Source organism: Streptococcus sp. 27098_8_109 (assembly GCF_041432295.1).
Lineage (GTDB): Bacteria > Bacillota > Bacilli > Lactobacillales > Streptococcaceae > Streptococcus.
In genome coordinates, this window is sequence record NZ_JAPVZJ010000001.1 from 132,180 (window position 1) to 141,334 (window position 9,155).

At 41.4% G+C, this 9,155-nt stretch carries 7 protein-coding genes; all 7 read left to right on the forward strand.

The features are described 5' to 3' along the window. Positions 1-266: 266 nt before the first annotated feature. The 7 genes from O3664_RS00685 (at position 267) to O3664_RS00715 (ending at position 9,027) form a co-directional block, all read left to right on the forward strand. Entirely contained in the window at positions 267-2,753 is a 2,487-nt protein-coding gene (locus O3664_RS00685; RefSeq protein WP_371613475.1) for a LysM peptidoglycan-binding domain-containing protein, read from the forward strand. Between the two features lie 269 nt (positions 2,754-3,022). Next, a complete protein-coding gene (gene vncR / locus O3664_RS00690) occupies positions 3,023-3,679 on the forward strand; it encodes a response regulator transcription factor VncR (protein ID WP_371613476.1) in 657 nt (218 codons plus the stop codon). Next, complete coding sequence (gene vncS / locus O3664_RS00695; protein WP_371613477.1) at positions 3,676-4,998, forward strand: sensor histidine kinase VncS; 1,323 nt, start codon at positions 3,676-3,678, stop codon at positions 4,996-4,998. The genes vncR and vncS overlap by 4 nt, the downstream gene beginning before the upstream one ends. Before the next feature lie 146 nt (positions 4,999-5,144). Continuing rightward, positions 5,145-6,026, forward strand: a complete 882-nt coding sequence (locus tag O3664_RS00700; protein WP_004255734.1) for a class II fructose-bisphosphate aldolase — start codon at positions 5,145-5,147, stop codon at positions 6,024-6,026. A gap of 401 nt (positions 6,027-6,427) precedes the next feature. After that, positions 6,428-7,420, forward strand: a complete 993-nt coding sequence (locus O3664_RS00705) for an ATP-binding cassette domain-containing protein (RefSeq protein ID WP_371613478.1) — start codon at positions 6,428-6,430, stop codon at positions 7,418-7,420. Position 7,421: 1 nt separating this feature from the next. Continuing rightward, entirely contained in the window at positions 7,422-8,240 is an 819-nt protein-coding gene (locus O3664_RS00710; RefSeq protein ID WP_371613479.1) for an ABC transporter permease, read from the forward strand. Between the two features lies 1 nt (position 8,241). Next, a complete protein-coding gene (locus O3664_RS00715) occupies positions 8,242-9,027 on the forward strand; it encodes an ABC transporter permease (protein WP_371613480.1) in 786 nt (261 codons plus the stop codon). The last annotated feature ends 128 nt before the right edge of the window (positions 9,028-9,155 follow it).

The following is a 9,155-nucleotide window of genomic DNA, read 5'->3' on the forward strand; positions in this document are numbered from 1 at the left end:
CAAAATAGAGTCGAAAGCAGTGGTGAAAATCATTGCTTTCAGTTGCTTTCTTTGTACTTTTTCTGGTGTATGTGATATACTAAAATCGTTGAATTCAGTGGAAGGATAATTTGCAATTTCTATATTCAAATATGCATAAAAATTTATTCATAATTTGCTTTTAAATAAATAGAAAACCTGTAGATACCTATCCAGACTGCAAAGGTAGACGGGCCTACTGTGGCTGAGTTTGCCTTTTTAAAAAATATAAAATAGTGAGGAAAACAATGAGACAAACAAATGTTAGAGGGACATTATCCCTACGTGGCTTTAGAAAATTAAGAACTGGTGCAATTGTTGCGACAGGTGTGATTTTATTGGGACTGGGCTTTTTAGCTCCAACTGTTTCCGCTAACGAACAAGATGGTGTTTGGGTAGCCAGAACAGTTGCAGAAGTAAAAGCTGATATTCAAAATATAGACAATTTATCACACTACACTATTAAGTGGGGAGATACACTGAGTGCTATTAGTGGAGCAACAGGACTATCTGTTGATAGTTTAGTTGAGATAAATCGTATTGCAAATAGAGATTTGATTTTTGTCAATAATAAATTGTATTTTAGCGAAGAGACTTTTCTAAAAGATGGAAATACAGAAGTCAAAAGACAGCGAGTGTCAATTGATAATTCTGGTAGCTGTCAAAGTTATGAAGTTGAAACAAAGACAGATACTGTAACTGGAGAGCAAACGACTACTGTTAAACAAACGACACCAGTAGTTGTGGAAACCACAGCGGTGTCAGCAGCGAAAGCTGAAGAGTCAGTATTGCCAGCATCGAAATCAGAAACCTCAGTCACAGTTGCACCAAAAGCCGAAACAAGGGAAGGAGTTTCAAATACTCCATCACTGGGTGCTACAAATAGTGCTGATGCAGGTGAATCAAGTCCAGTAACAGACAAGGCCCCTTCCAATACAGGGACTACAAATCAACCTGTAGCTTCAAATCCAAGTTCTGAAGTTCCAGTGCCAAAAGTAGAAGAGCCAACTGCAACAACGCCAAAAGCAGAAGAACCAGTGTCTCCAGCGCCAAAAGCAGATGAGCCAGCGGCTCCAGCACCGAAAGCAGATGAGCCAGCGACACCAGCGCCAAAAGTGGAGGAATCAGTATCTCCAGCGCCGAAAGCGGATGAGCCAGTATCTCCAGCGCCAAAAGTAGAAGAAGCAGCAGCGCCAGCACCGAAAGCAGAGGAACCAGCGACACCCGCACCGAAAGTGGAAGAACCAGCAACACCCGCACCGAAAGTGGAAGAACCAGCGACACCCGCACCAAAAGCAGAGGAACCAACGACACCAGCACCGAAAGCAGAGGAACCAACGACACCTGCACCAAAAGTAGAAGAACCAGCAACACCAGCACCGAAAGCAGAAGAGCCAGCATCTCCAGCACCAAAAGTTGAAGAACCAGCAGGGACAACGCCGAAGTCTGACGAACCAGTGACACCGGCGCCAAAAGCGGAAGAGCCATCGACTCCAGCGCCAAAAGCAGAAGCACCAGCGACACCGGCACCGAAATCAGACGAGCCAACAGCAACAACAACTCCAAAATCAGACGAGTCAGTAGCAACCACACCAAAAGTAGAAAATCCATCTGAAGAAGTAGCACCGAAAGATGAAAAACTTGAGGAAGCGAAAAAAGATGGAAAAGAAATTATTGAAAAAATTGCAGCTTCAAAACATAGTGAAATTGAAAAAGTTAAAGATGAAGCAGAAAAAACAAAATTAAAAGAAAAATTAAATGAATTAAAAGAAGAAGCATTAGCGGCAATAAATAATGCTAAAGATCACGATGCTGCTGTAGCCGTTGCGGATGAGTATCAAAGTAAAATTGATGAAATTGATGTTCCAGGTGAAGAATTACCAGCACCAAACTACAATAAAGATAATTTAACAAATGGTCGTAATGCAGGTACTACTATTGACAATGGAAGCACAGCGATAGGACATGGATCAGGTGAAGCTCCAACACAGCCTGCTAGTGAAGAAAGAACGACTTCAACAGCATCTCCAACACAACCTTCTTCAACTTCAGAAGGAACTTCAAGTTTTAGAAATGCCCCATCAGTTCAAGCGAGAGTAAGAAGAGTGGCACGTTCAACATCAGAACCAGATGGAACTGTAAATATTAGCTATAACTTCGCTGGAATGCCAGATATTCATGGCTTCCTATCTGATCCGGGAGAAAATAACACTGTCACAATTCCTGCAGGAACGAGTGAAGCACAGGCAAAAGAGCTAGTAAAAGAAAAAATTCAAGCCAAGATAAAAGACCTAGCTGCTAGAGGGTATTATGTGAAAAATGACATTATTTTTGAACAAGATACTACTGTGAAAAATTATAACTACGTTGTTACATTCACTAAGGAGACTACAGGAACTTCAGGTTTCAGAATGGCTCCAGCAGTTCAACCACGTGCTAGCAGAAATCGTAGAAGTCTAGAACAGCCAGCTCCTCAAAAGGTCAAAGTAAATGTATTTTATAACTTTGATAAAATGAAAGATATTGCAGGTTTCCTAGGAGATATCAATGGAACTTCTCTTGAAATTTCGGAAGGTTTATCAAATGAACAGGTTAAAGCAGCTGTCAAGAGCCAAGTTGAAGCTAAGAAAGAAGAGTTGAGCAAACGCGGCTATACTTTCAAAGAGGACTATGTCTATCAATCTAATGGGAAAGATTATAATTACGTTGTAACATTTTCAAAAGCAGCTAAATAATTTTCATTCTATAGAGAGTGAAATGCAAGCAGAGAGAGCGATAGGCTCTCTTTGTTTTATCTAGTGGTCAGTTGATTACAGACAAAAGGCCAGTAAGAGGCTATAATAGAAAATAGAGTAGGTATTTATTCTAATACTCTTCGAAAATCTCTTCAAACCACGTCAGCGTCGCCTTACCGTACTCAAGTACAGCTTGCGGCTAGCTTCCTAGTTTGCTCTTTGATTTTCATTGAGTATAAGAAAAATAAAAAATAGAGAGCAGTTAAAGTATGAAAATTTTAATTGTAGAAGATGAAGAGATGATCCGTGAGGGGGTCAGTGATTATTTGACGGATTGTGGTTATGAAACCATTGAGGCGGCGGATGGTCAGGAAGCCTTAGAGCAATTTTCCAGCTATGAAGTAGCCTTGGTTTTACTGGATATCCAGATGCCCAAGCTCAATGGTCTAGAAGTGTTAGCTGAGATTCGTAAAACCAGTCAGGTTCCTGTCCTGATGTTGACCGCCTTTCAGGATGAGGAATACAAGATGAGTGCTTTTGCTTCTCTGGCAGATGGCTATCTGGAAAAGCCTTTTTCTCTGTCCCTCTTAAAAGTAAGAGTAGACGCGATTTTCAAGCGCTATTATGATACGGGACGAGTCTTCTCCTATAAGGATGTCAAGGTGGACTTTGAAAGCTACAATGCAAGCCTAGCAGGAGAGGAAGTGGCTGTTAATGCTAAAGAGTTGGAAATTCTTGATTATTTGGTGAAAAATGAAGGACGGGCTTTGACCCGATCTCAGATAATTGATGCCGTTTGGAAAGCGACAGATGAGGTTCCCTTTGACCGTGTCATCGATGTTTATATCAAGGAACTGCGGAAAAAGCTAGACCTGGACTGCATCCTTACTGTGCGCAATGTTGGTTATAAATTGGAGCGAAAATGAAACGAACAGGTTTATTTACAAAGATATTTATCTACACCTTCTCGATTTTTAGTGTTCTGGTCGTCTGTCTTCATTTAGCCATTTATTTTCTATTTCCCTCGACTTATCTGAGCCATCATCAGGAAACCATTGGTCAAAAAGCGACAGCCATTGCCCAGTCCCTAGAAGGGAAAGACAGGCAGAGTATAGAGCAAGTGTTAGACTTGTATTCCCAGACTAGTGAGATTAAGGGGGCGGTTAAGGGCGAGATGACCGAGGACAAGTTAGAAGTCAAGGATAGCCTTCCTCTAGACACAGACCGCCAGACCACCTCTATCTTTATTGAGGAGCGTGAGGTGAAAACGCAAGACGGTGGTACTATGACTCTCCAGTTTTTAGCTTCCATGGACTTGCAAAAGGAAGCAGAGCAGATCAGTCTCCAGTTTCTTCCCTATACCTTGCTGACATCCTTTCTGATTTCCCTCTTGGTGGCCTATATCTATGCTCGGACCATTGTTGCACCGATTTTGGAAATCAAGCGGGTGACTAGACGGATGATGGATTTAGATGCCCAAGTGCGATTGCGTGTGGATTCCAAGGATGAGATTGGTGATCTCAAGGAACAAATCAATAGCCTCTACCAGCATCTTTTGACTGTCATTGCGGACTTGCATGACAAGAATGAAGCCATTCTCCAGCTGGAAAAGATGAAGGTTGAGTTCTTACGTGGTGCCTCTCATGAACTGAAAACACCTCTGGCTAGTTTGAAAATTCTGATTGAAAACATGAAAGAGAATATCGGCCGCTATAAGGATAGAGACCACTATCTGGGAGTTGCATTGGGGATTGTGGATGAGCTCAATCACCACGTTCTCCAGATACTTTCTCTCTCTTCTGTGCAGGAATTGCGAGATGATAGGGAAATAATAGATCTCCTCCAGATGACGCAAAGTCTAGTTCAAGATTATGCTTTACTAGCCAAGGAAAGAGAACTTCAAATTGAAAATGGTTTGAACCATCATCAGGCCTATCTAAATCCATCAGTCATGAAGTTGATTCTTTCTAACCTCATCAGCAATGCTATCAAGCACTCCATTCCAGGCGGCTTGGTCCGCATCGGAGAGAGAGAAGGGGAACTTTTTATCGAGAATAGCTGTAGTCCTGAAGAACAAGAAAAACTGGCTCAGTCTTTTTCTGATAATGCTAGTCGCAAGGCCAAGGGTTCTGGGATGGGGCTCTTTGTGGTCAAGAGTCTATTGGAACATGAAAAATTACCTTATCGTTTTGAGATGAAGGAGAATCGTTTGACCTTCTTCATAGCTTTTCCAAGAATCGCCTAAGACTAGGGAGAGAAAGGGTTTACATAGATGAAGCTAGAAGAAATTCAATCGAAACTGCGGGAAAAACTAGATTTTTTTGTCAAAAAGTGATAAAATGAACAATGTAAATGGGATGACCCATAAAAATATACAGGAGGCCTGATAAAATGGCAATCGTTTCAGCAGAAAAATTTGTCCAAGCAGCTCGTGACAACGGTTATGCAGTTGGTGGATTTAACACAAACAACCTTGAGTGGACTCAAGCTATCTTGCGCGCAGCAGAAGCTAAAAAAGCTCCAGTTTTGATCCAAACTTCAATGGGTGCTGCTAAATACATGGGTGGTTACAAAGTTGCTCGCAACTTGATCGCTAACCTTGTTGAATCAATGGGTATCACTGTACCAGTAGCTATCCACCTTGACCACGGTCACTACGAAGATGCACTTGAGTGTATCCGAGTTGGTTATACTTCAGTTATGTTTGACGGTTCACACCTTCCAGTTGAAGAAAACCTTGATAAAGCTCGTAAAGTTGTAGAATTTGCTCATGCAAATGGTGTATCAGTAGAAGCTGAAGTTGGTACTATCGGTGGTGAAGAAGACGGAATCATCGGTGATGGTGAATTGGCTCCAATCGAAGACGCTAAAGCAATGGTTGAAACTGGTATCGACTTCTTGGCAGCTGGTATCGGTAACATCCACGGTCCTTACCCAGAAAACTGGAAAGGTCTTCACCTTGATCACTTGCAAAAATTGACTGAAGCTGTACCAGGATTCCCAATCGTATTGCACGGTGGTTCAGGTATTCCTGATGAGCAAATCCAAGAGGCTATCAAACTTGGTGTTGCGAAAGTTAACGTTAACACTGAATGCCAAATCGCATTCGCTAACGCAACTCGTAAATTTGCTCGTGACTACGAAGCAAACGAAGCAGAATACGACAAGAAAAAACTCTTCGACCCACGTAAATTCTTGGCTGACGGTGTAAAAGCTATCCAAGCATCAGTTGAAGAACGTATCGACGTATTCGGTTCAGAAGGTAAAGCTTAATCTAGCTGAATAATATAGAATAGAAACCTGCCCATGAGGGTGGGTTTTTTTGGTGTTTTAAGGAAACTATTAAACCAGAATTTTGGACTAATACTCTTCAAAAATCTCTTCAAACCACGTCAGCTTTATCTGCAACCTCAAAGCTGTGCTTTGAGCTACCTGCATCTAGCTTCCTAGTTTGCTCTTTGATTCTCATTGAGTATAAAAATACCACTTTAAGAGAAAAATTTTCAATTTCATAAACTTTAGGCAAACGCTTGCATTCTAGTTTTTATTGGACTATAATAGGTTGGTATAGAGCATTCTGTAATAATAAAATGTAGCAGGTTTAGAAAGTAAGGATTTAGAATATTTGTAGTCAAAAACACAATGTTGCTATTCCTTACGATAGGGAGATAGATATGGCAATGATAGAAGTGGAACATCTTCAGAAAAATTTTGTGAAGACTGTTAAGGAACCGGGCTTGAAGGGGGCTTTGCGCTCCTTTATTCATCCTGAAAAACAGACCTTTGAAGCGGTCAAGGATTTAACCTTTGAGGTGCCAAAAGGGCAAATTTTGGGCTTTATCGGTGCTAATGGTGCTGGGAAGTCGACAACCATTAAAATGCTGACCGGGATTTTGAAACCGACATCTGGTTTTTGTCGGATTAATGGCAAGATTCCGCAGGATAATCGTCAGGATTATGTAAAGGATATTGGAGTGGTCTTTGGGCAACGTACCCAGTTATGGTGGGATTTGGCGTTGCAAGAGACCTACACGGTCTTGAAAGAGATATACGATGTGCCAGACTCGCTTTTTCATAAGCGTATGGACTTTTTGAATGAAGTCTTGGATTTGAAGGACTTTATCAAGGATCCCGTACGAACTCTCTCACTGGGACAACGGATGCGGGCGGACATTGCAGCTTCCTTGCTTCACAATCCCAAGGTACTCTTTTTAGATGAGCCGACCATTGGTTTGGACGTTTCGGTCAAGGATAACATTCGTCGGGCTATTACTCAGATCAATCAGGAGGAAGAAACCACCATTCTCTTGACCACTCACGACCTGAGCGACATTGAGCAACTCTGTGATCGGATTTTTATGATAGACAAGGGGCAGGAGATTTTTGATGGAACGGTGAGCCAACTCAAGGAGACCTTTGGTAAGATGAAGACTCTCTCCTTTGAACTGCTACCAGGTCAAAGTCATCTCGTCTCTCACTATGAAGGCCTGCCTGATATGGCCATTGATAGACAAGGGAATAGTCTCAACATTGAATTCGATAGTTCTCGCTACCAATCAGCTGATATTATCAAGCAAACTCTATCTGATTTTGAAATCCGCGATTTGAAGATGGTGGATACGGATATTGAAGATATTATCCGTCGCTTCTACCGAAAGGAGCTCTAAGATGGTCAAATTGTGGAGACGTTATAAACCCTTTATCAATGCAGGGGTTCAGGAGTTGATTACTTACCGAGTCAACTTTATTCTTTATCGAATCGGCGATGTAATGGGTGCTTTTGTGGCCTTTTATCTCTGGAAGGCTGTTTTTGATTCTTCGCAAGAGTCCTTGATTCAGGGCTTTAGTATGGCAGATATCACCCTCTACATCATTATGAGTTTTGTGACCAATCTTCTGACTAGATCCGATTCGTCCTTTATGATTGGGGAGGAGGTCAAGGATGGCTCTATTATCATGCGCTTGTTGAGACCAGTGCATTTTGCAGCCTCCTATCTTTTCACTGAGCTTGGTTCCAAGTGGTTGATTTTTATCAGCGTTGGACTGCCATTTTTAAGTGTCATTGTTTTGATGAAAATCTTATCTGGGCAAGGGATTGTAGAAGTGCTGGGATTAACTGTCCTTTATCTTTTTAGCTTAACGCTGGCCTATCTGATTAACTTTTTCTTTAATATCTGCTTTGGATTTTCTGCCTTTGTGTTTAAAAATCTTTGGGGTTCCAACCTACTCAAGACTTCCATAGTGGCCTTTATGTCTGGAAGTTTGATTCCCTTGGCTTTCTTTCCAAAGGTTGTTTCAGATATTCTGTCCTTCCTGCCTTTTTCATCCTTGATTTACACTCCAGTTATGATCATTGTTGGGAAATACGATGCCAGTCAGATTCTTCAGGCGCTTTTGCTCCAGTTTTTCTGGCTTTTAGTGATGTTGGGCTTGTCTCAGTTGATTTGGAAACGAGTCCAGTCATTTATCACCATTCAAGGAGGTTAGGATGAAAAAATATCAACGCATGCACCTGATTTTTATCAGACAATACATCAAGCAAATCATGGAATACAAAGTGGATTTTGTGGTTGGTGTTTTAGGAGTCTTTCTGACTCAAGGCTTGAATCTCTTATTTCTTAATGTCATCTTTCAACACATTCCATCCCTAGAAGGTTGGACTTTTCAAGAAATTGCTTTTATCTATGGTTTTTCTTTGATTCCCAAGGGATTGGACCATCTCTTTTTTGATAATCTCTGGGCATTGGGACAACGCTTGGTGAGAAAGGGAGAGTTTGACAAGTATTTGACTCGTCCTATCAATCCTCTCTTTCACATCCTAGTTGAAACCTTTCAGATTGATGCCTTGGGCGAACTCTTGGTCGGTGGCATTTTACTAGCGACAACAGTATCAAGTATTGCTTGGACGCTTCCAAAATTCCTGCTTTTCCTAGTTTGTATTCCTTTTGCGACCTTGATTTATACTTCCTTGAAAATCTCGACTGCCAGCATCGCTTTTTGGACCAAGCAGTCAGGCGCAATGATTTACATTTTCTATATGTTTAATGATTTTGCCAAGTACCCGATTTCGATTTACAATTCGCTCCTTCGATGGTTGATTAGCTTTATCGTGCCATTTGCCTTTACGGCCTATTATCCTGCTAGCTATTTCTTACAGGACAAGGATGTCTTCTTTAACATTGGAGGTTTGATTTTGATTTCCCTGGTCTTCTTAGGTATTTCCTTGAAACTCTGGGACAAGGGCTTGGATTCCTACGAAAGTGCAGGTTCTTAAGATGAAGAAACTCAAAGCCTTGTCTCAGGACAGGCTTTTTCTAATAGAGATGAAAATTTCTTGACATCTATCCTTATAATGCTATACTGTAAGTGTAATCGCCGATTTAGCTCAGTTGGTAGTAAAGC

What these genes read in the sequence shown, in the direction of transcription:
- O3664_RS00715 (WP_371613480.1), top strand. Translation starts at nt 8,242, where the DNA reads ATGAAAAAATATCAACGCATGCACCTGATTTTTATCAGACAATACATC.
- vncS (WP_371613477.1), top strand. Translation starts at nt 3,676, where the DNA reads ATGAAACGAACAGGTTTATTTACAAAGATATTTATCTACACCTTCTCG.
- O3664_RS00710 (WP_371613479.1), top strand. Translation starts at nt 7,422, where the DNA reads ATGGTCAAATTGTGGAGACGTTATAAACCCTTTATCAATGCAGGGGTT.
- O3664_RS00700 (WP_004255734.1), top strand. Translation starts at nt 5,145, where the DNA reads ATGGCAATCGTTTCAGCAGAAAAATTTGTCCAAGCAGCTCGTGACAAC.
- vncR (WP_371613476.1), top strand. Translation starts at nt 3,023, where the DNA reads ATGAAAATTTTAATTGTAGAAGATGAAGAGATGATCCGTGAGGGGGTC.
- O3664_RS00685 (WP_371613475.1), top strand. Translation starts at nt 267, where the DNA reads ATGAGACAAACAAATGTTAGAGGGACATTATCCCTACGTGGCTTTAGA.
- O3664_RS00705 (WP_371613478.1), top strand. Translation starts at nt 6,428, where the DNA reads ATGGCAATGATAGAAGTGGAACATCTTCAGAAAAATTTTGTGAAGACT.